This is a genomic window from Rhizobium brockwellii, from assembly GCF_000769405.2.
GTDB lineage: Bacteria > Pseudomonadota > Alphaproteobacteria > Rhizobiales > Rhizobiaceae > Rhizobium > Rhizobium brockwellii.
In genome coordinates this window covers 868301-894082 of the sequence record NZ_CP053439.1, presented here as the reverse complement: position 1 = coordinate 894082, position 25782 = coordinate 868301, and the positions used below count along the sequence as shown (strand labels likewise).

Here is a 25782-nt window from a genome sequence, read left to right as displayed (position 1 = left end):
CTTGTTGTGCTCTTAGAACAGGAAGATTTTAGGCTCTGTCGACCTAAAATCTGAATCCTGTTCTCAATTCAAGAGTTAGAGCATGATGTCATGAGAAACCCGCTCACACTTTTCGGCATCACACGCTAAAGCGCGTCGCATCAAATTTGATTCATGCAACACGCTTTAGCCCTTTGTTTTCATGCGTGTCGTTGTCCCGGAACCGCTGCACACTTCCGGGCGACATGCATTAGGCGACGTTGCGCTCCGGTTCCGGCTCCTGCTGGGCGGCCTGCTGCTTTACGCCGAGATAGAGGACGGAGCTGCGGCCGATGCCATAGGTATCGCAGACCTCGGGCGTCAGGAATTCGGTGACCGGAACTTGCTGAACCGCCAAACCGGCGCGCTGGATCACATCGATGAACCCGGACCTTGAGAAGATGCGCACATGGTCGTCCTGGCCGAAATGCGCCCAGCGGCCTTCCGGCGTCGTCACTTCGGGATTTTCATAGGTGTCCTCTATCGACAGGCAGATCGGCGCCATCAGGATGGCGATGCTGTCCTGCTTAAGAACACGCCGGATTTCGGCGGTGGCACGCACCGGATCCTCGACATGTTCGAGCACATGGGAGCAAAGCGCGAAGTCGAAGCTCTCGTCGGCATAGGGCAGGTTGTGGATATCGGCCTTGTCGTCTGCCTCGGGCATATGCATGTCGCAGCTGCGGTAGAAGATATGCGGGTAACTCTTGAGCCAGAAGCTCAAGGCCCGGCCCGGCGCAATGTCTAGAAACCGGAAGGGATGCGCATGGTTGAGGCGCTGGAACACGGGCGTCAGGAACATCGCGTAGAGCCTGTCGCGATCGGTTGAATGACAATTGGGGCAGCTATAGGCCTGATGGTTGATCGTCTCGAATTCATCGATGCGATAGGGAAAGCCGTGCTCGACCGCCTTGTCGATGTAGTAGCGCGGGAGCGGTACGAAATGCGGAATTCTGCTGCGGCAGATGGGGCAGGCGTGGAATAGAGCCATTGTATTCCTCGTAGGGACCGTACAACGCGCAAGCAACGCCACATCAAGATGCGCAGTTCGGGGCCAGGTTTCGATCAGACGACTGTTTAACGACCCCGGAGACTCACAAACAGCCAGGATCAGCTTCACCTTGCGCACGAATGCTGGTCCGAAGCTGACCTCAGACGGTGAGCACGATCTTGCCGATATGGTTGCCGTCCTCCATCAGGCGGTGCGCTTCGACGACCTCGTCGAAGGCAAAGACCTTGTTGATGACGGGGGCGACGGTGCCGGCCGCGAGCAGCGGCCAGACTTCCGAGAGCAGGTCGTCGCGGATGGCGCGTTTTTCTTCCGCCGTGCGCGGCCGCATGGTGGAGCCGGTGACCGTCAGGCGCTTGACCATGATCGGCGAGAGATTGACCTTTTCGGCGAGCGCGCCGCCGAGGAAGGCGATGATCGACAGGCAGCCATCCCTCGCCAGCGAGGCGATGTTGCGCTCGAAATAGGCGGCGCCGATCATGTCGAGGATGATATCGACGCCGTGGCCGGTCTCGGCCTTGATCACCTCGGCGAAGTCCTCGGTCCGGTAGTTGATCGCACGTTTGGCGCCAAGCTTTTCGCAAGCCTCGCATTTCTCCTTCGAGCCCGCCGTCGCGTAGACCTCGGCGCCGAAGGCGCGGGCGAGCTGGATCGCCGTCGTGCCGATGCCACTGGAACCGCCATGGATCAGCACCGTCTCGCCTTCCGTCAGCCCGGCCATCTGGAAGAGATTGGCCCAGACGGTGAAGAAGGTCTCAGGCAAAGCCGCCGCCTTGACCGCGTCATAGCCTTTGGGAAAGGGCAGGATCTGGCCTGCCGGCAGCAGGCAATATTCGGCGTAGGCGCCGCCATTGGCGAGGCCGCAGACCTTGTCGCCGACGGCATGGCCGCTGACGCCCGGGCCGACGGCAACGATTTCGCCCGACAATTCAAGGCCGAGGATCGGGCTCGCATCCTTCGGCGCGGGATAGTTGCCCTGGCGCTGGGCAATATCCGGTCGGTTGACGCCGATCGCCTCGGCGCGCACCAGAACCTGCCCGTCTTGGGGTACAGGAAGCGAGCGCCTGCCGATCGTCATCACCTCCGGCCCGCCGAAGGACGGCAGATCGACGAAACGCATATCCTGAGGCAATGGCATGACCGGCTCCTCCCTGGAGCGGTTCAGCTTTTGGTGGAAGTGTGCGGAACCGCTCTGGCTTCTTGTGTAAAACACAGGAAGTAAATCAGCCCCGCAGGCTTGGGAAGACTTGATGTGGCAGAGGCGTCAATTCGCCTCGCCCACTGCATAAGTGCCACAGCGTCCTTTGCGCGTCTAAAAAGAAGTGCGGCGCTGTAGGAGATGGAAGACCAGGCCTTGCTCGCTGTCCTTGGCGGACGACTTGATGATGGCGATCTCGGCGCTGACGCGGTCGATATCGTCGATGACGAGGCCCTGCGGCAGTTCGATGACGCCGATCGAGCAGCGCATCAGCGGGAACAAGGCTTCGGCGCCGGTGCGGTCGTGACCGAGGATGCGGCCGGCGGCGCGGTGCTCGTCGGAATAGAGACCGCGCACGTCGTCGTGGAAATCGCTGATCAGCCGCTCGAGGATCTCCGTCAGTTCCTCCTTGGTCCAGCCGACGATGCCGATGAAGAAATCGTCGCCGCCGACATGGCCGAGGAAATGGCGCTCGGCGAAGAAATAGCGGCGCATCAGCGCGGCAAACAGCGAGATCGCGTGGTCGCCGAGATGGAAGCCATAGGCATCGTTGAACGGCTTGAAATTGTCGAAGTCGCAATAGCAGAAATGGCGGAGCTCATCGCCGTCGCGGCCTGACTGACGCATGAAATCGCGGATGGCGCGATTGCCCGGCAGGCCGGTGAGCGGGTTCTGGTCCTGCGCGGTCTTCAGCTGTTTCTCGTTGATGACCTTGATTAGCGATGCGGCGGAGACGACCCCGGCATAACGCATATTGTCGGTCAGGATCAGGCAGTTGCTGCCTTCCATATTGGCGAAGATCGCCATCAGATGCTCGGCGTCGCTGTCGAGGCCGACGATCGGCGCCATCTCGACCAAATGCGAGATGCTGCGCTCGTACATCTTGTTCTTCAAGAGATCGCGGCCGAAGGGCTGGTAGATATATTCCTTGAGGTGATGCTCGTGGATGATGCCCCGCGGCTCGTCATTGGCGTTCAGGACGGGAAAGAAAGCCTGGCGCGGATTGCGGCGGAAGAGTTCGAAGACGCTGTCGATGCCGTCGTTCTCATAGACCGTCGGCAGCAGCTCGATCTGCTTGCGGATGAGGATTTCGTCGAGCGACTGGCTGCCCCGCCTGCTCTTGCCGAGCTCCTGCAGATGCGGGAAGGACGGCGCCAGCTCGGACATATGTGTCGTCGGACGCGAGATAAACCAGCCCTGGACGAGGTCGACGCCATATTCGCGGCAGGCGATGAATTCCGCCTCGGTCTCGATGCCTTCGGCGATGACGCGCGTGCCGAGCACATGGGCGATGTTGACGATGCTCTTCAACAGATGGCGCTTGCGGGGGCTGCGGTCGATCTCGGCGACGAAATGGCGGTCGATCTTGAGATAATCGACGGGATAATCGCAGAGCAGCTTCATCTCGCCGTGACCGACGCCGAAATCGTCGATCGCCAGCTTGAAACCGGCCTTGCGCAGCCTGGAAACGAGGCCGGAAAATTCCGGCACGCTGGTATTGTCGAACCGCTCGGAGAATTCGAAACAGACGGAGGACGGCGGAATATTCGCCTTGCGCAGATGCTGCAGCAGGCTCTCGACCAGGTGTTCGCCATGCGGGATCAGCCGGACATCGAGATTGAGGAACAGCGTCGAGGTGGAGAAATTCGATAGCGTCGCGAATTTGGCTAGCGCGCGGCTGGCGACCATCTGTTCGAGTTGCAGCAGCTGGCCGGCCTGGTGAGCCTCGTCGAGGATTTCGAGGGGCGTATCATAGCCGATGCGTTCCTGGCCGCGCATCAGGGATTCGTAGCCGAAAACCGTGCCGGTGCCGGCCTCGACGATCGGCTGGAAGGCATTCTCGACGACGAGTTTGGCAAGGGTTACGATCTGTTCGCTGGCGTAGCGGCGCAGGACATCCGGCGCGACGGTGGCAGCCAAGGACACCCCAGTCTTCACATGGCTGGTCTTCATTGTGGGCCGATCTCCACTGTGACTTGTTCTTTTTCGTCCGGAACATGCCGCAGAAGGATCAATGAACTCTTTCGCCAGTGTGAAAGTTTTATGAAACGCGCAAGGGTATCCTGCGCGTTTCGCGTTTATTCAATTTTTACAATGCAATCAAACGCTTATTCAGGCGGAGCGGCGGCGCTCCGCTTCGTGATCGGCGAACATGTCGGCGACGCATCTGCCGCCTGACGGAACGCCCTCGTCGTCGAGAACATCGTCCCGGAATTCATTGAGCTTGCGGGTGCTATCCCAGAGGCGGAGCGCCTCGCGGACGACCTCGCTGCTCGAGGCATAGCCGCCATTATCGACGGCGGCGCGGATGCCCGCTGCCTGTTGCGGAGAGATGGAAACGGTGACCATCGGCATGAACTTCCTCCCTTTTCTGATCAGACAGAACCCTGCCTCTGGGGGACGCATGACCATTTTCAGCATTCTCGGCGATCTCGCCGGTGCCTTGGTGCATTCGCACATAGGACCGTCCGCGTGCTGGGATCGGCCCGTAACCCCTTAAGTTTAATCCCCTGTCATAGACTTGTCAAAAAAAGAACGGCCGCTGTCCACAATCTCAACTGCGGATGCCGAGGCCGAAGGCGATCATCGTCGAGCCCTGGACGATGAGATCGGCCGCCAGGAACAGGCCGAGGATCCACAGGCTGTTCACCGGCCAGCCGAGCGCGATGACGAAACCCGCAAGGGCGGTGATGACACCGCTTGCGACGATCCAACGCCAGCCCTTGGTAGGCTTCATGCGCATGCCGACCCAGGTGCGGAAGACGCCGGCGACGACGAGTGCGAGCGAGAGAAACAGTGTCAGCGCCGCCGAGGTCAGGATCGGATTGATGAAGGCGCAGATGCCGGCAAGCACATAGAGCAGGCCGCTCAGTATCCAGAACAGCACATGATCCCAGCCGCGCACCTGGAAGGCATGGACGAGATAGATCACGCCGCCGAACAGCATCAGCATGCCGACATAATAGACCGAGACGACGGTGGCGAGCATCAGATTGCCGAGCGCGATCAGACCGCAGACGAGCAGCAGCACGCCGAGGCCGGTAAACCAGATCCATTTCGACTGCAGCGAAGATGTCGGCGTCCCCTCAAAGACATCGGTCATGATGCACCTCCTGTCAGGTTGAGAATATGTTGCAGCAAATTGACAGGGAAAGATCCGCGTCCGGTCAAATCGACAAAGATTTTTATTGATTGATCAATCAATCAAAAATAACCTGTCGCTGATTTCAAGGAGTGGTTTGTTGCCGAAGGTCGGAATGGAGCCGGTACGCCGCAAGGCGCTTGTCGATGCGGCGCTGCGGGTGATCGGCGATCACGGCTCGCTTGCCGTCACCATGTCCGACATCGCCCGCCAGGCCGGCGTGTCGCCTGCCCTGGCGCATCATTATTTCGGCAGCAAGGAACAATTGTTGATCGAGACCATACGCTCGCTTCTAAGACAATTGCGCAACGATACGGTGACGGCGCTTGCGGCAGCCAGGACGCCGCGCGCGCGGCTTTCGGCCGTCATCCGCGTCAGCTTCCATGCCGATCAGTTCGCGCCGGACACGGTCGCCGCCTGGCTTGCCTTTTACGCCGAAGCGCAGCGCTCGGAAGAGACCAGGCGCTTCCTGGTGATCTATGCGCGACGGCTGCGCTCCAATCTGCTGGCCGATCTGAAAGTGCTGCTGCCGGCTGACGCCGCAGAACGCATGGCCGAAGGCGCTGCGGCGATGATCGACGGGCTCTATATCAGGCAAAGTCTGAAATCCGCGCCGATCGGCATTGAAGCTTCGATTGCGCTGACGGAAGATTATCTGAATGCGCTTTTGGCCACCGCCTCCCCTTCTCCCCGGAGCGAGAGGGGACGACCACATCGAACCACCCAAGGACAAATGACATGAAAGCCCAGCCGAAAGCCTCGCACTTCATCGATGGCGAATATGTCGAGGATACCGACGGCACCGTCATCGAGAGCCTCTATCCGGCGACCGGCGAGGTGATCGCCCGGCTGCATGCCGCAACGCCCGCGATCGTCGAACGGGCGATCGCCGCGGCCAAACGCGCCCAGCCGGAATGGGCGGCGATGAGCCCGATGGCGCGCGGGCGCATCCTGAAGCGGGCGGCCGACATCATGCGAGAGAGAAACCGGGCGCTCTCCGAACTCGAAACGCTCGATACCGGCAAGCCGATCCAGGAGACTGTTGTCGCTGACCCGACCTCGGGTGCGGATGCCTTCGAATTCTTCGGCGGCATTGCGCCGGCCGGTCTCAACGGTTCGCAGATCCCGCTCGGCCAGGATTTTGCCTATACCAAACGGGTGCCGCTCGGCGTCTGCGTCGGCATCGGCGCCTGGAACTATCCGCAGCAGATCGCCTGCTGGAAAGCTGCGCCGGCGCTTGTCTGCGGCAATGCCATGGTGTTCAAACCGTCCGAAAACACGCCGCTCGGGGCGCTGAAGATCGCCGAGATCCTGCATGAGGCAGGACTGCCGAAGGGGCTCTTCAATGTGATCCAGGGCGATCGCGATACCGGGCCGCTGCTGGTCAACCATCCCGATGTCGCCAAGGTGTCGCTGACCGGCTCGGTGCCGACCGGGCGCAGGGTCGCAGCGGCTGCGGCCGGCAACCTCAAGCACGTGACGATGGAACTCGGCGGCAAGTCGCCGCTGATCGTTTTCGACGATGCCGATCTCGATTCGGCGGTCGGCGGCGCGATGCTCGGTAATTTCTATTCGACCGGCCAAGTCTGCTCGAACGGCACACGCGTCTTCGTGCAGAAGGCTCTTAAGGCCGAGTTCCTGAAGCGGCTGAAAATCCGCACTGAGGCGATGCTGATCGGCGACCCGATGGACGAGGCGACGCAGGTGGGGCCGATGGTCTCCTGGGCGCAGCGCGAGAAGGTGATCTCCTATATCGAGAAGGGCAAGGCCGAGGGCGCAACACTCATTGCCGGCGGCGGCATTCCGAACAACGTCTCCGGCGAAGGCTATTATGTGCAGCCGACGGTGTTTGCCGACGTCACCGACGACATGACCATCGCCCGCGAGGAGATCTTTGGCCCCGTGATGTGCGTACTCGATTTCGACGCCGAGGACGAAGTGATTGCCCGCGCCAATGCCAGCGAATTCGGCCTCTCCGGCGGCGTCTTCACCGCCGACCTCACCCGCGCCCACCGCGTCGTCGACCGGCTGGAAGCGGGCACGCTCTGGATCAACACCTATAATCTCTGCCCGGTGGAAATCCCCTTCGGCGGCTCGAAACAATCCGGCTTCGGCCGCGAGAATTCGCTGGCCGCGTTGGAGCATTATTCCGAGCTGAAGACGGTTTACGTGGGCATGGGGCCGGTGGTGGCGCCTTATTGATCAAGCCCCCGCCCCAACCCCTCCCCACAAGGTGGAGGGGCTTAACCTGTTGCACCGCCTCACTCCAAAATCAGCGCCACAAGCGATGAGGTCGAAGGAGGATAAAACCGGTGCCGCATAATAGCCCCTCCCCCTTGTGGGGAGGGGTTGGGGCGGGGTTTTCCAGTTGCAAAAGAATCTAAAGGGAACGTCATGCAACAAGCAGATTTCGTCATCATCGGCTCGGGCTCCGCCGGCTCCGCCCTCGCCTACCGTCTGTCGGAAGACGGCAAGAACAGTGTCATCGTCATCGAGGCGGGCGGCAGCGATTTTGGGCCGTTCATCCAGATGCCGGCAGCGCTTGCCTGGCCGATGAGCATGAAGAGATATAACTGGGGTTATCTATCCGAGCCGGAGGCGAACCTCAACAACCGGCGCATCACCGCGCCGCGCGGCAAGGTGATCGGCGGTTCCTCGTCGATCAACGGCATGGTCTATGTGCGCGGTCATGCCGAGGATTTCAACCGCTGGGAAGAGCTCGGCGCCAGCGGCTGGGCCTATGCCGACGTGCTTCCCTATTTCAAGCGGATGGAACATTCGCATGGCGGCGAAGAGGGCTGGCGCGGCACCGACGGGCCGCTGCATGTCCAGCGCGGCGGCTTCACCAATCCGCTCTTCCAGGCCTTCGTCGAGGCCGGCAAACAGGCAGGCTTCGAGACGACGGAGGATTATAACGGCAGCAAGCAGGAAGGCTTCGGGCTGATGGAGCAGACCATCTTCGGCGGCCGCCGCTGGTCTGCCGCCAATGCCTATCTGCGACCGGCGCTGAAACGGCAGAATGTCGGGATCGTCTACGGCTTTGCGCAGAAGATCGTGATCGAGGACGGGCGGGCGACCGGCGTCGAGATCGAACGCAACGGCAGGATCGAGGTGGTGAAGGCCAACCGCGAGGTGATCGTCTCGGCCTCCTCCTTCAATTCGCCGAAGCTCTTGATGCTGTCGGGCATCGGTCCCGGCCAACATCTGCAGGACATGGGCATTGCGGTGAAGGCCGACCGGCCGGGCGTCGGCGCCAACCTGCAGGACCATATGGAATTCTACTTCCAGCAGGTCAGCACCAAGCCGGTGTCGCTCTATTCCTGGCTGCCGTGGTTCTGGCAGGGGGTGGCCGGCGCCCAATGGCTGCTCTCGCGCGGCGGGCTCGGCGCCTCCAACCAGTTCGAGGCCTGCGCCTTCCTGCGCTCGGCGCCGGGGCTGAAGCAGCCCGACATCCAGTATCATTTCCTGCCGGTGGCAATCAGCTATGACGGCAAGGCGGCGGCGAAGAGCCACGGCTTCCAGGTCCATGTCGGCTATAACCTGTCGAAATCGCGCGGCAGCGTGAGCTTGCGCTCCGCCGATCCCAAAGCCGACCCGGTGCTGCGCTTCAACTATATGAGCAATGCCGAGGATTGGGAGAAATTCCGCCACTGCGTGCGCCTCACCCGCGAGATCTTCGGGCAGAGCGCCTTCAACGACTATCGCGGGCCGGAGATCCAGCCGGGCGAAAGCGTGCAAAGCGACGAAGAGATCGACGCTTTCCTGCGCGAACATCTGGAAAGCGCCTATCACCCTTGCGGCACCTGCCGGATGGGCGCCAAGGACGATCCGATGGCGGTGGTCGATCCGCAAACGCGGGTGATCGGCGTCGATGGCCTGCGCGTCGCCGACAGCTCGATCTTCCCGCACGTCACCTACGGCAATTTGAACGGACCGTCGATCATGACGGGAGAGAAGGCGGCCGACCATATCCTCGGCAAACAGCCGCTGGCGCGCTCGAACCAGGAACCCTGGGTCAACCCGCGCGCGGCCGTCAGCGATCGATAAGAAGCGAGCCGTCCGACGTTACTTTGTCCGTCTATGCAGTACCGAAAGGCTTCGACGGACGCAGACAAAGCCAGCGACCGAGGCATTCGTCAGCAAGATAGCCGTCACGGCCCAACCCGTCTGACGTGAGGCGCGATGTCTGCGATATCGCAACCCTGAATCAGCGGGCCGTGGTTCGTTTTTTTAAAGCGAAAAGACAAGGGCCCTCAACGCTGTTCGAGAGCCCCGATCACTCAGGCAGCGCGGTAGGATGCGAGCCAATGTGCGTAGGGGGCAGGCAATGTCCAGGCCGGACGCTCGACACCGAGCTTGCGCGCGGCTTCGTAGGGCCAATGCGGATTGGCGAGCATCGCTTTGCCGATCATAACCAGGTCAAGCTGCCCGCTTCGGATGAGTTCGTCCGCTTGCTCCGGTTGAGTGATGTTCCAACTTGCGGCACCGGGGAGGCCAGTGGCCTTGCGGACTTGATCGGCGTAAGGCGCGATGAACCCTGGACCCCAGGGAATATTGGCGGCCGGGGTTGAGAAGCCGAGGCTGACGTCGATGAAGTCGAGGCCGGCCTCCTTGAATTTTCCAACGAGATCAATCGCGTCCCGCAGGGTTTCCTGGTCGCGACCGTCAAACTCGATGACGCCGAAGCGAGCCGTCAGCGGACGATCCTCGGGCCAGACTTCACGAACAGCCGCCAGCGTCTCGAGGAGAAAGCGTCCACGGTTATCGGCGCTGCCGCCATATTCGTCGTCGCGCTGGTTCGAATGCGGCGAGAAGAAGCTCTGGCCGAGATAGCCGTGAGCAAAATGCAGCACGAGCCAGTGGAATCCGATGTCGCGCGCGCGGATCGCTGCAGCGACAAAATCGCCACGGACGCGATCTATGTCGGCCTTCGTCATGGCGCGCGGCACCTTCGCCAAGCCGCCGCCGAACGCGATGGCGGACGGTGCGATGGTTTCCCAGCCGCGCGGATCGCTACCGGCGATATGATCGTCGCCTTCCCAAGGACGGTTTGCACTGGCCTTGCGGCCGGCGTGGCCGATCTGGATCCCTGCGACGGCGCCCGCCTTTTCGATGCTGGCGACGATCGGCCCAAAGGCCTCGGCCTGGACATCATTCCAAAGACCGGTGCAGCCCGGCGTGATCCGCCCCTCCGGAGAGACAGCCGTGGCTTCGACGTTGACGAGGCCAGCGCCACCGCGCGCCAAGCTTGTGAGATGGACGGCGTGCCAGTCGTTCGGGACGCCATCCGTTGCGGAATATTGGCACATAGGGGATACCGCGATGCGGTTTCGGAGGATGACGCCTTTCAGCGTGAATTGGTCGAACAAGCTGGGCAATGGAATCTCCTTAAAATGAATATCAATCAACCGCACGGATCTGCCGACGCCGCTGGCGTAGGGGTTAATCCGTGCGCTCGATCCTTCGGGTGTCTAGACGGCGCGGTAACGGGGCGCAGGTTCACCGGTCTGCGTCGCGGCAAACAGTGTGGATCGGGCTTGGTCGAACTTGTCCCAGAGACTGGCGTCGGCAACGGATGGCAGCGTGATATCTTCGCCCTTGTCGAAACCGGCCAGGGCGGCGTCGACCAGGTTCTCGGACGTCATGACGGTCGCCTGGTTGAGCGACGCCAGCGGCACGCCTGACAAATCCCAGAGTTCGGTCGCCGTCGCCGCCGGCATGACGAGCTGCAGGCGGACATTAGTCTCAGCCAGTTCCTGCTGCAGACCCCGGCTGAAGTTCATCACATAGCCCTTAGTGCCGCTGTAGATCGCGCTGATCGGCAGGGCATGAAAGGACAGGACCGAAGCGACGTTGATGATCGCGCCGTGGTTGCGGCTGAGGAATGCAGGCAGAACGGCGTGTGTCAGCCGCGTGAGCGCAGTGACGTTGAGTGCGATCATCGCGGCCGCGTCTGCCTCAGTGGTCTTGGCGACCGGAGCCAAGGTCGAGTTGCCGGCGTTGTTGACGAGGAGCGTGATCGCTGAATTTTCCATCAGCACCTTTTCGACGCGGGTGACGTCGGCGTCTTTCGTCAGGTCGGCTTCCACGATCTCGACTTTCGTGCCGTGGGCAGCGCCGAGCTTGTCCGAGAGCGCCCCCAGACGATCGGCCCGCCGGGCGACGAGGATGAGGTCATACCCCTTTTCGGCGAGACGCACGGCGTAGATGGCGCCGATGCCAGCGGAAGCGCCGGTGACGAGGGCGACGGGCTTGAGCGATGATGCAGACATGTCAAAATCCTATTTGGTTGAGTGCTCAAGTTTACGTATGGTCGCGATGTCCTCTTGTCAATGGATGAGCCCTCAACTATTTTGTCGGGATGGGTAAGAAACTTTCGATTGGCGATCCGGGGGAGGAGTTGCGCGCAGGCAGACTGAGCCCGCCGGAGCTCCTGGCCGAACTCGTGTGCACAAACACCGCCCTTCGACGCGCGTCACGGCGGTTGGGGCAGATCTATGATGACGCGGTGGCGCCAACCGGCCTGAAGGCCACTCAAGTCGGACTTCTGACCCAGATAGCAGCGTCGCACGAGGGCAGCCATGGATGGCCAACCTTGCTATCGCTCGCCGAGCGCGTTGCCGTCAGCATTTCCGCTTTGACCCACGCACTTCGCCCGCTCGTCCGGGACGGACTGATCGAGCTCATGCCTGACGAACATGATGGCCGGACGAAGCACGCAATGCTGACGACATCTGGCGAGCAACGCCTGCACGAGGCATTGGCCCTGTGGGCTGATGCCAATCAGCGCGTCGAGGTGGTGCTGGGTCCTTCCGCGGCTGCGCTTCGCGCGCTGGCCGATGACGTCGCCTCTCCGGAGTTTCTGGAAGCTTATGAAGCTCGTCGCATTCTGAGAGGCTGACCGCCTTGATCTGAAGCTCGGGGAGATCCGCTCAGTGCATCAAAGCGCAGTTCATCGCGCTATACGATGCCTTTCCGGCATCAAATGACCTCCTTGGAAAACTGATGCGGCGGGCCGTAGGATGGACGCGGCAGACGATTCGGGCGACGAATTCGAACAAGCATGTTGAAGCCGCCGTGCCGCGCGAGCCTTCGGACGGGGTGCGCGTCGCCGACAGCTCGATCTTCCCGTACGTCACCTACGGCAACCTGAACGGCCCCTCGATCATGACGGGAGAGAAGGCAGCCGACCATATCTCGGCAGACAGCCGCAGGCGCGTTCGAACCAGGAGAGCCGTGGGGGTCAACCCGCGCGCGGCCGTCAGCGACCGCTGAAGCGTAGAGAGCTATTGGGCAGCAACTGCCACCGACCGGTCGTCGCTGGTCGTCGGGAATGCATCGTCAGAGCGATAGAAATACGGATGCCGGTATCAGAAATCGCTCACTCAGCGCGCGGGCTTGTCGAACATTGATTTGTCGTTTCCCGCTCAAAATCTCAGACACAACGGACTGAGCGCCCACTTCCGGCAGCTCGGACTGGCCAAGGCTGCGCTCCTCCATGACATAACGGAGCGCATCGGCGCCAGTCACCGGAGGCATTGGGCGGTTTTGCTCGTCATAGGCCTCAACAAGGTCCGCCATGCGAGACGCAAGCAACGCCAAAGGATGATCCTCATCGTCGCCCACTTCAGCGAGAATCTCGTCAAGTTGCTTCACGAGATGATCATACTCAGCTTCATTGGCCGGCATGGCAAGAAGAGGAGCCACATACGTCCAGTGCTCGCTTACCAGTTTTACAAGTGCGCTCATCGGCCTAACCCTTCCATGCGCCTTTGTCGTACTCGGCATGATCCATAATCCGCTGAATATAGACCTTCCTAAATTTGTAGTGCACCACCGCGATCAAGCGCAGCTTGTTGCCGCCAATGTCGAACACGTGATGCTGCCCGACTTTGTCCGTTGCCGGAAACAGTGACTTCATGTCGGCGAAGTCTGTCGGCTCTGACGACTTCATCAGTCGATACCAAGTATCCAGGGCATTGGCTGTTTGAGGCCATCGGTCTTTCGCCTCCCAGATCTTTTTCTGTGTGATGATGTGCATAGATCCGGAATCATGTATCGCATTTTGCTATGGCTGCAATCTAGCGCAATGATCTGGTTATAGCAAGCTGCTATGGAGAAGATCGAAAACCGGCGGGCGGGTCTCTGCCTCAGAGAAATCCGATCCAGCGGCCGGCGAGCACGGCAGCGATCCAGACCGCGGCCGACAGGACGGCGGAGAAGCGCAGGCCGGGACGGACGATGCCTGTCGACACCGCCGTTTTCCAGCCTCGCCCGAGATGCACGATCGACAGGTTGAGAAGGCCGAGCGCGATCAACCCGAGCTTGGCAAGGAAGGCGGGATTGGCGGCATATTCGACCGCCCGGACGCTGAAGAGGCAGAAGCCGGTGACAATAGCCGCGGCAAGGCCGACGCCGGCGGCGCGTGACAGAAACGGCGCGACGATCTCAACCGGCACCTTGCGGAATAAGCCGGCGAGCCTCAGATCGAGCGGCAGGATGGCGCCGATGAGAAGGCCGATCGCCAGGATATGGGCTGCGTTGACGAACATGTAGAGTGTTCCGGAGTGCCGGAGCGCAACCGCAGGTGTCGTTGCCGACAGCCATTCGAGAATGTCGATCACAGCTCGGTTCGCCCAGAGGTCAGTTCGTCTTTATGCGGTCAGGATAGATATCGTAGCGCTTTTCGCCGATGGTGAGACGCACCGCCTTCAGCCGCTTCTCCTTTGGATCCTGCGAACGGTTTCCAAGGGCCAACACCTGGTCGCCGGGCTTGGCCACACCTTCGACGAAGCCGGAGCGTTCCGTCTGGCGCGGATTGCCGAGCTCGACCAGCCAGACGCCGTCATTGGCAGTCGCGACATCGAGGGTCGGATGCGGTCCGCCCATGGAAATCTTCTCTATGATGCCGGCAAGTTCGATCTGGTCCGCCTCGGCCCAGGACCAGCCGTGATGGGCCATTGCGCCGGTGGCGAAAGCCATCGACAGCATGGCCGCAGCCGCTAGAGTATTTCCGTTTTTCTTCGAACCACGGAAATGCCTTATCTCTTTGTTTTCAAGCAATTCCGGACGCAAGACCGCTATGCACTTTTGCTGGAATTGCTCTAGCCGCCGTGCTGAAATTCTAAACATGATGTCCTCCCTACCCGCATGGACAGGCAGGTGGTGCATCGGAGCCGGAGGAAAAGGGATTTCACCAAATCTTGAAGAAAGATGCGGGCGTCAGTTCACCCTGATCTCAGGCCAGCAGCCGGGTGACTTCGGCGCTGTGCGTTGGGGCGACGGCATCGGCGATGGTCGTCGAGAACAGCACCTTGCGGGTGGCGTCCGCCACCTTGGCGAAGACGTGGCGGATCTGGCAGTTCTGTTCGCCATCGCAATCGTCGCACCTTCTATAGGCGGTGATCGACAGACACGGAAGCGGAGCGAGCGGGCCGTCGATGATACGCAGGATCTCGCCGAAGGTGATCGTATGGGCGGGCTTCAGGAGGAGATAACCGCCCTGCTTGCCGCGACGGCTGGCGACGACGCCGTGATGTTTCAGGTCGAGCAGGATCTGTTCGAGGAACTTCTTCGGGATCTTCTGCTGCGCCGCGATATCGGAAATCATCACCGGTTCGTCGGCATCGGCATCAGCCAAGACCGTGAGCGCCCGCAGCGCATATTTCGCCTTTTGCGTAATCATTTTTGACCATCGACACACACAGGCAATGCGAATCTCCGCACTGCTACGGAAGTACTTTCACCTCTATGGCACAACCAGCATGAACGGAATTTGAACGCGCCGGAGAAAGCCTTGAGAGACAAGCGTTTGGCCTTGTTTTTTGCTCTCGGCCAAGCTCTTTTAATCTATGCCAAAACCGCGCCTTCTGCACCATTTTCGGCATCACTTCAGATTTCGGATTGACAGGCTGCGTGTAACTCTACTATTTCTATAGACATTCGAGCTGCCGATGTGGATTTTTGTCCGCAGGCGGCTGCTTTTCTGCATCGCGGCAGCTTCGGAGAGATATTTGCTCTTCCGGCCGCAGCTTTCGAAATCCCTTTTTCTGTCCGATCCATGCGTGAACTGCGATACTCCCGTTCAACAAAGGACAGGAATCTCATGACTGCTATCAATCCGATTGTAGAAGGTGGGCCGATTGCGGAAGCCGAGGCGCTGAACGACAGACTGGCGGGCCTCGACCTTGCCGGACGTCTGTCGCTGGTCTCCGGCCTCGGCGGCCGCGTGGTGTTCACGACGTCACTCGGCATCGAGGATCAGGTGATCACCGCCGAGATCGGCACGCACCGCCTGCCGATCGATATCGCGACGCAACAGACCGGCCGGCTGTTTGCCGAGACGCTGTCTCTGATCGAAGAGACCGAAAGCCAGTACGATATCCATATCCATCGTTTCGAGCCCGAGAAGGCCGATATCGACGCCTATGCGGCGCAATACGGCCTCAACGGCTTCTACGAGAGCGTCGAGGCCCGGCATGCCTGTTGCGGCGTGCGCAAGCTGAAGCCGCTTGCGCGTGCCCTTGAAGGCGCTGCGATCTGGATCACCGGCCTGCGCCGCGGCCAATCGGCCAACCGCGCCGAAACACCCTTTGCCGAATATGACGCCGAACGCCACCTCTTGAAGGTCAATCCGCTCGCGGACTGGGACCTGGAGGCGATCAAGGCCTTCGTTTCCGCAAACGGTGTGCCGGTCAATCCGCTGCATCAGCGTGGCTATCCCTCGATCGGCTGCGAGCCCTGCACCCGGGCGATCAAGCCCGGCGAGCCGGAACGCGCCGGCCGCTGGTGGTGGGAGCAGGACGAAACGCGCGAATGCGGCCTGCATGTCGCCGAAGAGGCCGCAGCGATCGCCGCACAGTAAATCACCCGATGGCTTTCCCAATCAGGGCGCGGCGACCGCCGCAGCCTTGGGAAAGTCAACATTCCCTGGGAAAGCCAACATCAAGGAATTGATTTGCGGGCACCCGCAAACGACCGATAGCCTGGAGTAAGACATGCCCGATAGCCGTCCGGATACGGAACTCAGCAATCCGCAGAGCGCTAAGGCGCCGCTCGACCCGCATCTGAAAGCGCTGGAAAACGAATCCATCCACATCTTCCGCGAGGTTGCGGCCGAATTCGAGCGTCCCGTCATGCTCTATTCGATCGGCAAGGATTCCTCGGTGCTGCTGCATCTGGCGCGCAAGGCCTTCTATCCCGGCCGCGTGCCCTTCCCGCTTTTGCATGTGAACACCGGCTGGAAATTTTCCGAGATGATCGCCTTCCGCGACGCGACCGCGAAGAAGTACGATCTCGATCTGATCGAGCACATCAATCCGCGCGGCAAAGCCGAAAACATCACGCCGTTCACGCATGGATCGGCCGCCTTCACCGACATCATGAAGACCGAGGGCCTGCGCCAGGCGCTCGATGCCGGCCAGTTCGATGCAGCTTTCGGCGGCGCGCGGCGCGATGAGGAAGCAAGTCGCGCCAAGGAGCGCATCTATTCCTTCCGCACGCCCGATCATCGCTGGGATCCGCGCAACCAGCGGCCGGAACTCTGGAACATCTATAACGGCATGATCCGCAAGGGCGAGAGCGTGCGCGCTTTCCCGCTTTCGAACTGGACCGAGGTCGATATCTGGCGTTACATCCAGGCCGAGGACATTCCGCTGGTGCCGCTCTATTACGCCAAGAAGCGGCCGTTCGTGGAGCGCGACGGCATGATGATCCTGGCCGAAGATCCGCGCCTGGAACTGCTGCCCGGCGAAGTCCGCCAGGAAGGCATGATCCGCTTCCGCACCCTCGGCGACTTCCCGCTGACCGGCGCCATCCGCTCACAGGCCACCACCCTCGAAGAGGTGATTGCCGAACTCGAAATTGCAACGGTGTCCGAACGCCAGGGCCGCGCCATCGATCGCGACCAGTCCGGCTCCATGGAAAAGAAGAAGCGTGAAGGATATTTCTGAGATGACCGCAGCCCAAACCGCCGTCTCGGCCGCAACCGTGGTCAGCCTGCCCGCCGCCGAGCCGCTCAAGGCCCTGCGCGATACCAGGCCGCTGCGCCTGATTACCTGCGGCAGCGTCGATGACGGCAAATCGACCTTGATCGGCCGCCTGCTCTGGGACACCAAGGCGGTCAAGGAAGACCAGGCCGCCACCCTGCAGCGCGATTCAACCGGCAAGCAGAACGATCTCGGCCTGCCCGACTTCGCATTGCTGCTCGACGGTCTGCAGGCCGAGCGCGAACAGGGCATCACCATCGATGTCGCCTATCGCTATTTCTCGACCGACAAGCGCTCCTTCATCGTTGCCGACACACCCGGCCATGAGCAATATACCCGCAACATGGCGACCGGCGCCTCGACCGCCGATCTTGCCATTCTGTTGATCGATGCGCGCTTCGGCATTCTGGAGCAGACGCGCCGTCACGCGACGATCGCCTCGCTGCTCGGGATCAAGCAGTTCGTGCTTGCCGTCAACAAGATCGACCTGACGGGCTACGACCGCGCCGGCTTCGACAAGATCAGCCATGACTTTCGGGAATTTGCCCTGTCGCTCGGCGTCAAGCAGATCACCGCCATTCCGATGTCGGCGCTGAAGGGCGAAAACGTCGTCTATTCCGGCCAGGCTGCCATGCCCTGGTATAGCGGCCCGACGCTGGTGGAAACGCTGGAGCTTGCCACCGTGCGCTCGTCGCAGACGGTCGGCTTTCGCCTTTCGGTCCAGCGCGTCTCGCGCCCCGGCGAAAGCTTCCGCGGCTATCAGGGCACGGTTGCCGGCGGTTCGGTCAAACCCGGCGACAGCGTCATGATCCTGCCGTCCGGCATGGTCGCCAACGTCTCGAAGATCGTCACCTTCGATCTCGTCCGCAATGCCGCCGTTGCCGGCGATGCCATCACGCTGGTGCTCGACCGCCAGGTGGATGTGGCGCGCGGCGACATGATCGTCTCGATCGACGCCCAGCCGCAGGTCGGCCTTGCCTTCGACGCGCAGATCGTCGCGCTGCAGCCCGAGGGTATCGAGCCCGGCAAGCGCTACTGGCTGAAGAGCGGCAGCCGCCGCCAGCGTGTTCAGGTGCAGCCGCTCAGCCAGTTGGAACTGAAGACCGGCGCCTGGAATGCCGCCCAGCGGCTCTACATGAACGCCATCGGCAAAGTCCGGCTTGTCTTCGACGAAGCCGCGATCTTCGACCCCTATGAGCAGAACCGGCTTTCCGGCTCCTTCATCCTGATCGATCCGGAGACCAACAACACGGTCGCCGGCGGCATGGTGACCGGCAAGCGCACCGAACTCGGCGGCCTGCACAATGGCGAAGCCCGCGTCATCCTCTCGCTTCCGGCCGATCTTGCCGAACAGATCATGGCGAGCGAACTCTTCGCCAGCCGCAGCCATGAGGCCGAAGTGCGACGCATGACGGCAGCCGAAGCGGCCGACCTCTGGTCGAGCGCTGCAAGCGATATCTGACAAGGGATAAGGGATAAGGGATAAGGGGCCAGCATGACTGGCCCCTCACCGCAGCCGAATCCGCTGGCTACAGGGCTGGCGGGTTCCCTGCCGAACGGCAAAGAACCGATCAGAACCTGAGACCGTGCGATCGGGGCTCCGCATCCGCTTCCGGCCCGAAGCGGTCAGATGGCTTTCCTCTGGACTTCGGCATTTCCGCGATCTACATTTCAGCTTCTGTGAGCCTGAAATTATATCAGGTCTCAGCCCCTTCGCGTCGCCCACCCTACGATTTGCGGTTCGGGCCTGCGCTTCCAGCCCTCAATCAACGCAAGTTCACCGTGCAAGCGGGAGGAGTTTCCATGGCCAGTGCCCAATGCGCCTGCGGTGCTCTGAGACTGATGCTCCGCGAGCCGCCACAATTGACTGCGCTGTGTCACTGTTTGGCTTGCCAGCGCAGAACGGGTGCGCCGTTCAGCGCAAATGCTTTCTACGCGATCGGCTGTGTCGAAATATCCGGAACATCTACAGAATTCATGCGCACTGCCGAGAGCGGTCGCAAGGTCCGAATGCATTTTTGCCCAACATGCGGCTCGACCGTCTATTGGAAGGCCGATGCTGCGCCATCCTGGATCGGGGTGGCGGTCGGCTCCCTTGCCGACCCGGCCTTCGCGCCGCCCGCCCTATCAGTCTTCGAACAATCGAAACATCATTGGGTGCAGCTGGACGAAGCGGTAGAGCACTTTCAAGGTTCGGTGGGGTGATCGACCAAGCAGTGCGGAGGTCAGTTCCTCATGGCGCATTCCGGCCTCTCTCGGCCGAAAGCGGTGCCCGGCGCAGAGGGCGATGTCCAGCGGTATAGGCTTTGGCTCTGCTTAATCCGCCTATTCCGAAGCGATCTCATTTCCTTCGTGAAGCGCAGCTCCGACGACCGGGCCGAGCCAAGGTTCACGTCGAATGTTCCACACTTCGACCATCGGGCTGATAGCGTAAGGAGCTTCATCAAGCGTCCCCAGAAATACTTCCACGCCGCCATCGAAGAGAAAGAAGAGCCGAGAACCACAGACAGGGCAGAAGGACCTTTTATCGAAAGTGCTGATTTCGCCGGACATCTGGAATTGCCGACGATGCCAATTTGCCGTTGCGGAGAAAGCGGAGCCCGTGATCTTTCTACACGTCTTGCAGTGGCACAACCCTGACTGATAGGGCTCGCCCCAGACCTCATAACGCACTGCACCGCACAGGCATCCACCTGTTCGTATGGCTTCGACTGGCATGTTCTCCTCCCGCTTGAAGATGTGGCGACCAACTAAAGCCAACAGTGGCTGAGATATCAATGACGGCAATAGACGCGATCCTGAGAGGAACTCTGCCGGACTGCGACCAGTTCAATGGCTGCCTCTGGTCCTTTGCGGCTCCAGCGGACTACTTCCCCAGAGCATTCTTCAGCGCATCGACGACGACGCGGACGGAAGGGACGTCCTTGATGTCAGAATGGACAACCAGCCAGACCTCTCTTGTCAAAAGATGTTCGGTCTCAATGCGCTGGAGACCGCTGGTGTCAAGGACGGCGAAATCGGGGAGCATGACGACACCGGCGCCAAGGCTTGCGGTTGCGGCCTGAAACTCCAGAACGGATGATCTCACGGCGATCGGCCGGCCAGCGGCGAGTTCGATTAGCCGCAGCTGTTGCGGTGAGGCGTTCATGGTTTCGTCGTAACCGATGAAGGTCCAGTCCGACGGGGAAACCGTTTCGAGATAGGTCTTTGATGCGTAGAGATGGAAGCTTGTCGCGCCGAGCTTGACGATGGCGTAATCGCCGTCCTCGGGACGCGACATTCGCACGGCGATATCGGCCTCTCGTCTGTTCAGGGATGCGAGGCGCTTTTCTCCGACAAGCGTGATCTCAACGCCCGGATGGGATCGCCTGACGGTCGCGATCGGCTTTGCCAGCAGCACGCTTGAGAGAGCGGGAGGCGCGCTGATCCTGACATGGCCATGCAATTCCGTGGCGCTGCTGCGGCCAAGCTGCTCGATTGCCGCAGTCTGCGCCGCGACAAGAGCGGCGTGCCTGGCAACCTGCTCTCCGTCCGAGGTTAAAATGATGCGCCTTCCGCGGCGGTCGACCAGCTTGCGTCCGAGACTGGCTTCAAGCGACGAAACCCGCCGACTGATCGTCGCGTGTTCGACGCCGAGCTGCTTTGCGGCACCAAGCAACGTCCCCGACTGCGCGAGCGCCAGGAAATGCCGAAGGTCGTCCCAGTCGAGCTTTGTGAATTCTTTCCCAATCATTGTGAAACAATAGAGAATTTTCACACACCATGCCATCGCCTAATTTGTGCCTATGAAGGAGCACGAGAGATGACCGACCAAATCATATGGCTGAACGCCCCCGGTGATACCACCCAGTTCCATGTTGAGGAGCATCACCAGTGTGAACCTCCCGGTCATGGCGAGATACAAATCCGTCATCAGGCGATCGGAACCAACTTTCTCGACGTCTATCACCGCAAGGGCCTCTATCCCATGCCTTCCTATCCCTCGGTGATCGGCGCCGAGGCGGCGGGCATCGTCAACGACGTCGGTCCCGGCGTCTCCATCTTCCAAAAAGGCGACCGTGTTGCCTATGCCGGGCCTCCGGTTGGAGCCTATCGCTCCACCAGGAATATTGCCGCTGAACGGGCGATCAAGCTTCCGGATGCCGTTTCGGCGAAAACGGCAGCGAGTTCGCTGCTCAAAGGCATGACCGCCTATATGCTGCTGAAAAAGACCTATGATGTGGGCGCAGGAACCCAGGTTCTGATCCATGCGGCTGCGGGCGGGCTCGGGAGCATCCTCGTGCGTTGGGCCAGATCGCTCGATGCCACGGTGATCGGGACGGTCGGCTCTTCCGAAAAGGCCGCACTCGCCGCATCTTATGGAGCCGATCACCTTATTGTCGGACGAGACGCCGATATCGTCGCGGACGTGAAGCGGCTGACGAACGGGCTTGGTGTCGACGTCGCCTATGACGGGATCGGCGGCGACACGCTTCTCAAAAGCATACGCTCTGTCCGCCCATTCGGCATGGCTGTCACCATCGGCCAAGCCGCCGGTGCCATTCCACCGGTGCCTGTCGAGGAACTTCGCCCGGGCAAGGCGCTATGCCATCCGAGCATCATGGCCTGGTGCGCTGACATCGGACAGTATCGCGAGGCTGCTCTGGCTGCCGTCGGGGCGATGGAAACAGGGATCGTTTCGCAGATCGGTGCCGAATATCGTTTGGCCGATGTTGCCAAGGCGCATGAAGAGATGGAATCCGGACGCTCGGCGGGCAGTATCCTGCTGATCCCTTGATTGGCCAGAGTCCGTTATTTCGGCTTACGCAGATCGAGAGATCCAGTCGGAATAGGAACCACACTGGCAAGTCGTTGGCCTACCACCGCACCGATTGTGGCAACCCCGGACGTATTCCTGGATGCGGGCTCGATCTGGCGAAGAAATAGTCCGCTATCATCTGCAAGAGATCCGATGGTAATCATCGGCTCATCGTCCACGAAAAGTATCAATCCAATGCCGGATCCAACCTTATCCTCCACCCTGCATGGCAGGGCTCGCAGTACGGTTTCCGCATTTGTCGAAAACAGGGATTTTACAAGCCCGCCAAGCGCTTCGACCTTATTGACGAACGGCCGCACGACAAGTGTGACCACTTCTTCTTCCGATAGAGAGAGTTTGACGGAAAACTGAGCCGGCGCAGAACCGGTTGGCAGGCAAGCACTATAAAGCTGAAAAATCGCGGCGCGGGCGAAATTCAAGCGTGTATCATGGGATTCGGCTTCGACGATTGAATGGAGAAAGCGTGAAGAGTTCACTGCCGAAATCCCTCTTTCGAATCGGGATAGCCCGATGATGATTCAATATACGATACCGCTTCTGGGAGCGAGCAGTCCGCATTGTCCATATTACCAACTGCCCACCTTCGAAAATCTCCAGTTTATCCCCGATATCCTGGATATACCGCGAATATTTGGCGAAGCTAGAGACCCCGCTTAGATTGCAAGAAAATATGGAAGATTTAGGCCAACACTCTGGCGTGTTGAGATCGCTATAACTTGTTCGTTCGCGCAACCATCCCGGTTCGCAGGCGCGCTTCCGATCATCGTGTCACGCATGTTTTCGTCTTGAAATCGGTTTCCGCCTTCGAGCGATATGCCACATGTTGTTGGCAGCCATCAAATCGAATGGCAACAGCCGGTGCCGTACCCGATCCATCGTTCAAGACGACTAAAGCGCGTCGCGATCTTTCAGATTCGCTCCTCGCGCTTTAGGTCGTTGTTTTTACGCATGCCGTTGTCGCAAAACCGCGGCACACTTTTGCGCGACATGCTTTAATGCTGAACGGCGGAATGGGTCCGGTGGCCCCTGATTATTGAAGCTTGAGGGCGGCGTCGCGCAGAGCCTGCCAAGCAGGGCTTCCATCGTTATGGATGTCGAATTTGTCGTAGTCGTCCTCAGGATAGAGGCCCGAGTCCTGTGTGCTGGTGAGCCGCCAGACCACCCAGCCTCCGCAATCCGAGGCGGCGATCGTGTTCAGCCAAGTTCCATAGGCGTTTGCCTGATCGACATCGGATCGCGGAATTCCAAATTCCTCCAGGATCACCGGTTTTCCGATATTTCGCCCGATCGCGCAGTATTCGCGAATGCGGGCATCGAAATCGGAATGGCTCATTTTGGCGTAGGATGGGTAGCCATGCCATGTGCCGAAATCGACGCTCGAAATGTTCATATCCGCCAGCTTCTGATCCATGTTCCCATGGCCTGTCGTTACGAGCTGTTTCGGTGCCAGGGATTTGACATAGGCTGACATTTCCGACACCCAGTCATGAAGGAGCGGTATGGGATGGATGTCAGGTTCGTTGGCCAGATCCCAGGCAAATATGGTGGGGTCATCGGAATAGCGGACACCAGTAATCGTGTTGACGCGCGACAGAACATGCCGAACCCATTCCTTGTAATCGCGTCGGGTTCGCGGATCAGCGGCAAAAAAGGTGTATTTGTCCGAACTCCCGTACCAGGCGTTCATCTGCTGGGCGCCGCCCGTGTAGGCCCAGAAATCGACGAATGCGAGGATCAGCTTAAGCTTGCGCTTCGCCGCTTCCGCGATGAGGTAGTCGACCTTTTGCAGGCCGTCAGGTCCGTCGTTGGGAACCATCCGGTTGGTCGTCGGATCCAAACTCATCATATAGATGCCCTTGGTTCCCAGATTGCTGGAATCGGCCGTGCTTTTTGAATTCCAGATCGTCGGCACCCGGCCGTCCAGCGAGCCTATAACCGGTTGCAGGAACGTGCGCACCACATTGGCACCCATTGCCGTGGCATCGTCCAACACGCGGGTGACTTCGCCTGACGAGCCAAATGTCAGATAATGGTTGTTTACGCCGGCCACGCGAAATGGCTTGCCGTCCAGTAGGAAGCCCCCCTCTTTCGTCGTGACGAAAGATTGCTGCCCAGATGACTGTGCGTCCGTAGATCCGACCTGAGCAGACCCAAAAAGCGCCAGCGCCGCAGCGCCGACAGCGAAATTCCGGAAACGGTGAATACGCCTCATGCGAAGAAACTCCCTTTCAAGCCCGTGACGCAATTCCAATTTGGTCTGTCTCGTCGAGGGAATTGCCGTATGTCGAGACACCGGCAACTGCTGGTGGCGCGGTGGTGGACGGCGTCGCAGCGCGCCGTGTGGCCCAATACAATGCCGGGCACAGAAGGAGGCCTTCCAGCGAAACAGCAATGACCCAGAAGTTGGCTGTGCCTGCGATCCCGAATTGCGCACCACCGGCGGCGGCCACGATCTCCAGCACCGCCCCGCCGATCAGAACGAGCGTGGCAAAACCCAGGCGCCGTCGAACACGTTGAACCGCCAGATAATGATACTTCAACGCCATTCCGAAAGCGGCGACGCCAAGAAACTGGAGGCCATTACCTGCAATCACAGCATAGGCCGGATTGAATATCCAGAGCATGAAGCGCGACAGGAAGAGGAACGCCAAGGCGGTCGCCGCGCAGACCAGCATCGACAAGCCGAGCGATAGGCGCAGGCGCGAAGGAAATAGCTCCGGCTCCCGTACAGCGATGGCAAACAACACCGAGGCGAGTGACGCAGGAACTAGAAGCGCGACGTTCAGCACCGTCCAGGCGGCATAGAAGGCGGCGTTGATCTCAGCGGACAGCATCACCGTGACGACGAAGGGTAGCAGCAGCGCCGGCGCCTGAACAGCCATACTGAGCGTATGATGGCCGAAAACCTGTCCGAGCACCGGGCGGAAGGCGCGGATCTCCGGCCGGTGGAAAACGCGCCTGCCGGCATAAACAAGAAGCCCGGCCACGACGACCAGCGAGACAAGCTGCCCGGTAAACCACGTGGCGAAGATCGCCAGTCCGCTGGCCGCCCGGCCAAGTGTCAGGCCGAGGGCGATCAGTAGAAGAAGCTTGCTGGCGGCGAAGACGACATTTCGGGCCAGTTGAAGGCTGCTGCGCAGCAGGCCAACCAGGGCTTGGTCGAGCACGAGGGTCACGGCCGTCAGAGCGCAACCAGCGACGAAGAAGAGATCGGTCGCGGAGGAACCGACGATCGAGCCAAGCTGCGTCGATGTACTGGCTGCGATAACAAGATAGATCAGCCCCACGACGATGGAGGCGCTGAACGAGGCCAGGAGGGCGCCCGTCAGAAAGGGGCCTGCTCTCTTCCGACGGCCTATCTCGCCCATCAGGAAGGGTCCGAGACCGACTTCACCGAGATTCGCGAGGAGATTCATCAACGATATGGCGGCGGCGGCGAGCCCAACAGCTTCGGCCGAGAAGGAGCGCGCCGCGAACCACCAGTAGACGAAGCCGAGAATGGCCGTCATCAACGTTCCAAGCCCCAGCATGCCTGCATTGAGGAGCAAAACCGCCTGATTCCTCAGGAGGCTGCGGACCTTAGTCCTGGCGGCGCTGAGGGTCATCATG

The 25782-nt window shown here is 60.5% G+C and carries 26 protein-coding genes and 1 pseudogene; 10 read left to right on the top strand and 17 right to left on the bottom strand.

Annotation, left to right across the window (positions count from 1 at the left end; translation table 11 throughout):
* Positions 1-229 precede the first annotated feature (229 nt).
* From RLCC275e_RS04555 to RLCC275e_RS04535, 5 genes are all read right to left on the bottom strand, one after another.
* Positions 230-1009: a class I SAM-dependent methyltransferase gene (locus RLCC275e_RS04555; RefSeq protein WP_033182912.1), complete on the bottom strand. Its 780-nt coding sequence runs from the start codon at positions 1007-1009 to the stop codon at positions 230-232.
* Between the two features lie 160 nt (positions 1010-1169).
* Positions 1170-2165: an NAD(P)H-quinone oxidoreductase gene (locus RLCC275e_RS04550; RefSeq protein ID WP_033182911.1), complete on the bottom strand. Its 996-nt coding sequence runs from the start codon at positions 2163-2165 to the stop codon at positions 1170-1172.
* A gap of 174 nt (positions 2166-2339) precedes the next feature.
* A complete protein-coding gene (locus RLCC275e_RS04545; RefSeq protein ID WP_050516835.1) occupies positions 2340-4178 on the bottom strand; it encodes a bifunctional diguanylate cyclase/phosphodiesterase in 1839 nt (612 codons plus the stop codon).
* A 159-nt stretch (positions 4179-4337) separates the two neighbouring features.
* Positions 4338-4580, bottom strand: coding sequence for a ribbon-helix-helix domain-containing protein (locus RLCC275e_RS04540; RefSeq protein WP_003546415.1), 243 nt, complete (start codon positions 4578-4580; stop codon positions 4338-4340).
* Between the two features lie 199 nt (positions 4581-4779).
* A complete protein-coding gene (locus RLCC275e_RS04535) occupies positions 4780-5328 on the bottom strand; it encodes an HdeD family acid-resistance protein (RefSeq protein ID WP_033182910.1) in 549 nt (182 codons plus the stop codon).
* A gap of 154 nt (positions 5329-5482) precedes the next feature.
* Here RLCC275e_RS04535 and betI point away from each other — a divergent pair, with 154 nt between their 5' ends.
* The 3 genes from betI (at position 5483) to betA (ending at position 9414) form a co-directional block, all read left to right on the top strand.
* Complete coding sequence (betI, locus tag RLCC275e_RS04530; RefSeq protein WP_033182909.1) at positions 5483-6109, top strand: transcriptional regulator BetI; 627 nt, start codon at positions 5483-5485, stop codon at positions 6107-6109.
* On the top strand, positions 6106-7569 hold the full coding sequence (betB, locus tag RLCC275e_RS04525) for a betaine-aldehyde dehydrogenase (protein WP_033182908.1): 1464 nt from the start codon (positions 6106-6108) through the stop codon (positions 7567-7569). The genes betI and betB overlap by 4 nt, the downstream gene beginning before the upstream one ends.
* Before the next feature lie 192 nt (positions 7570-7761).
* Positions 7762-9414: a choline dehydrogenase gene (gene betA / locus RLCC275e_RS04520; protein ID WP_033182907.1), complete on the top strand. Its 1653-nt coding sequence runs from the start codon at positions 7762-7764 to the stop codon at positions 9412-9414.
* Between the two features lie 233 nt (positions 9415-9647).
* Here betA and RLCC275e_RS04515 read toward each other — a convergent pair whose 3' ends face one another.
* Positions 9648-10745 carry an NADH:flavin oxidoreductase/NADH oxidase gene (locus RLCC275e_RS04515; RefSeq protein ID WP_033182906.1) on the bottom strand — a complete coding sequence of 366 codons (1098 nt, stop codon included), beginning with the start codon at positions 10743-10745 and terminating at the stop codon, positions 9648-9650.
* A gap of 93 nt (positions 10746-10838) precedes the next feature.
* On the bottom strand, positions 10839-11639 hold the full coding sequence (locus RLCC275e_RS04510) for an SDR family NAD(P)-dependent oxidoreductase (RefSeq protein ID WP_033182905.1): 801 nt from the start codon (positions 11637-11639) through the stop codon (positions 10839-10841).
* Positions 11640-11728: 89 nt separating this feature from the next.
* Between RLCC275e_RS04510 and RLCC275e_RS04505 the strand changes: the two genes are divergently transcribed.
* The gene (locus RLCC275e_RS04505; protein WP_033182904.1) at positions 11729-12268 is read left to right on the top strand and encodes a MarR family winged helix-turn-helix transcriptional regulator; all 540 of its coding nucleotides are present in this window, start codon (positions 11729-11731) and stop codon (positions 12266-12268) included.
* Positions 12269-12462: 194 nt separating this feature from the next.
* A pseudogene (locus RLCC275e_RS04500) lies at positions 12463-12642 on the top strand (choline dehydrogenase); the annotation flags it as partial.
* A gap of 66 nt (positions 12643-12708) precedes the next feature.
* Here the strand turns inward: RLCC275e_RS04500 and RLCC275e_RS04495 are convergent.
* The 5 genes from RLCC275e_RS04495 to RLCC275e_RS04475 form a co-directional block, all read right to left on the bottom strand.
* A complete protein-coding gene (locus tag RLCC275e_RS04495; protein ID WP_033182902.1) occupies positions 12709-13116 on the bottom strand; it encodes a helix-turn-helix domain-containing protein in 408 nt (135 codons plus the stop codon).
* A gap of 4 nt (positions 13117-13120) precedes the next feature.
* Positions 13121-13408 carry a type II toxin-antitoxin system HigB family toxin gene (locus RLCC275e_RS04490; RefSeq protein WP_033182901.1) on the bottom strand — a complete coding sequence of 96 codons (288 nt, stop codon included), beginning with the start codon at positions 13406-13408 and terminating at the stop codon, positions 13121-13123.
* A 109-nt stretch (positions 13409-13517) separates the two neighbouring features.
* Positions 13518-13991, bottom strand: a complete 474-nt coding sequence (locus RLCC275e_RS04485; protein WP_033182900.1) for a DUF6644 family protein — start codon at positions 13989-13991, stop codon at positions 13518-13520.
* Between the two features lie 19 nt (positions 13992-14010).
* A complete protein-coding gene (locus RLCC275e_RS04480) occupies positions 14011-14358 on the bottom strand; it encodes a DUF6152 family protein (protein ID WP_033182899.1) in 348 nt (115 codons plus the stop codon).
* A 247-nt stretch (positions 14359-14605) separates the two neighbouring features.
* The gene (locus RLCC275e_RS04475) at positions 14606-15052 is read right to left on the bottom strand and encodes an RrF2 family transcriptional regulator (protein WP_003557582.1); all 447 of its coding nucleotides are present in this window, start codon (positions 15050-15052) and stop codon (positions 14606-14608) included.
* A 420-nt stretch (positions 15053-15472) separates the two neighbouring features.
* Here RLCC275e_RS04475 and RLCC275e_RS04470 point away from each other — a divergent pair, with 420 nt between their 5' ends.
* From RLCC275e_RS04470 to RLCC275e_RS04455, 4 genes are all read left to right on the top strand, one after another.
* Complete coding sequence (locus tag RLCC275e_RS04470; RefSeq protein WP_033182963.1) at positions 15473-16231, top strand: phosphoadenylyl-sulfate reductase; 759 nt, start codon at positions 15473-15475, stop codon at positions 16229-16231.
* A gap of 133 nt (positions 16232-16364) precedes the next feature.
* A complete protein-coding gene (gene cysD, locus RLCC275e_RS04465; RefSeq protein WP_012756539.1) occupies positions 16365-17318 on the top strand; it encodes a sulfate adenylyltransferase subunit CysD in 954 nt (317 codons plus the stop codon).
* 1 nt (position 17319) lies between these two features.
* Complete coding sequence (gene cysN / locus RLCC275e_RS04460) at positions 17320-18816, top strand: sulfate adenylyltransferase subunit CysN (protein ID WP_003557576.1); 1497 nt, start codon at positions 17320-17322, stop codon at positions 18814-18816.
* Positions 18817-19157: 341 nt separating this feature from the next.
* On the top strand, positions 19158-19559 hold the full coding sequence (locus tag RLCC275e_RS04455; protein WP_033182898.1) for a GFA family protein: 402 nt from the start codon (positions 19158-19160) through the stop codon (positions 19557-19559).
* A 120-nt stretch (positions 19560-19679) separates the two neighbouring features.
* Here the strand turns inward: RLCC275e_RS04455 and RLCC275e_RS04450 are convergent, their stop codons facing one another.
* Positions 19680-20072 carry a GFA family protein gene (locus RLCC275e_RS04450; RefSeq protein WP_033182897.1) on the bottom strand — a complete coding sequence of 131 codons (393 nt, stop codon included), beginning with the start codon at positions 20070-20072 and terminating at the stop codon, positions 19680-19682.
* Positions 20073-20220: 148 nt separating this feature from the next.
* Positions 20221-21087 (bottom strand): LysR family transcriptional regulator, encoded by an 867-nt coding sequence (locus RLCC275e_RS04445; RefSeq protein WP_033182896.1) that lies wholly within the window; start codon positions 21085-21087, stop codon positions 20221-20223.
* 69 nt (positions 21088-21156) lie between these two features.
* On the opposite strand from RLCC275e_RS04445, the gene RLCC275e_RS04440 reads away from it, so the two are divergent.
* Positions 21157-22131: a quinone oxidoreductase family protein gene (locus RLCC275e_RS04440; RefSeq protein ID WP_033182895.1), complete on the top strand. Its 975-nt coding sequence runs from the start codon at positions 21157-21159 to the stop codon at positions 22129-22131.
* A 14-nt stretch (positions 22132-22145) separates the two neighbouring features.
* On the opposite strand, the gene RLCC275e_RS04435 is transcribed toward RLCC275e_RS04440, so the two are convergent.
* The 3 genes from RLCC275e_RS04435 to RLCC275e_RS04425 form a co-directional block, all read right to left on the bottom strand.
* Positions 22146-22649, bottom strand: a complete 504-nt coding sequence (locus RLCC275e_RS04435; RefSeq protein ID WP_033182894.1) for a hypothetical protein — start codon at positions 22647-22649, stop codon at positions 22146-22148.
* Positions 22650-23203: 554 nt separating this feature from the next.
* Complete coding sequence (locus tag RLCC275e_RS04430) at positions 23204-24385, bottom strand: glycoside hydrolase 5 family protein (protein WP_033182893.1); 1182 nt, start codon at positions 24383-24385, stop codon at positions 23204-23206.
* A 16-nt stretch (positions 24386-24401) separates the two neighbouring features.
* Entirely contained in the window at positions 24402-25781 is a 1380-nt protein-coding gene (locus tag RLCC275e_RS04425; RefSeq protein WP_033182892.1) for a polysaccharide biosynthesis protein, read from the bottom strand.
* Between the last annotated feature and the right edge of the window lies 1 nt (position 25782).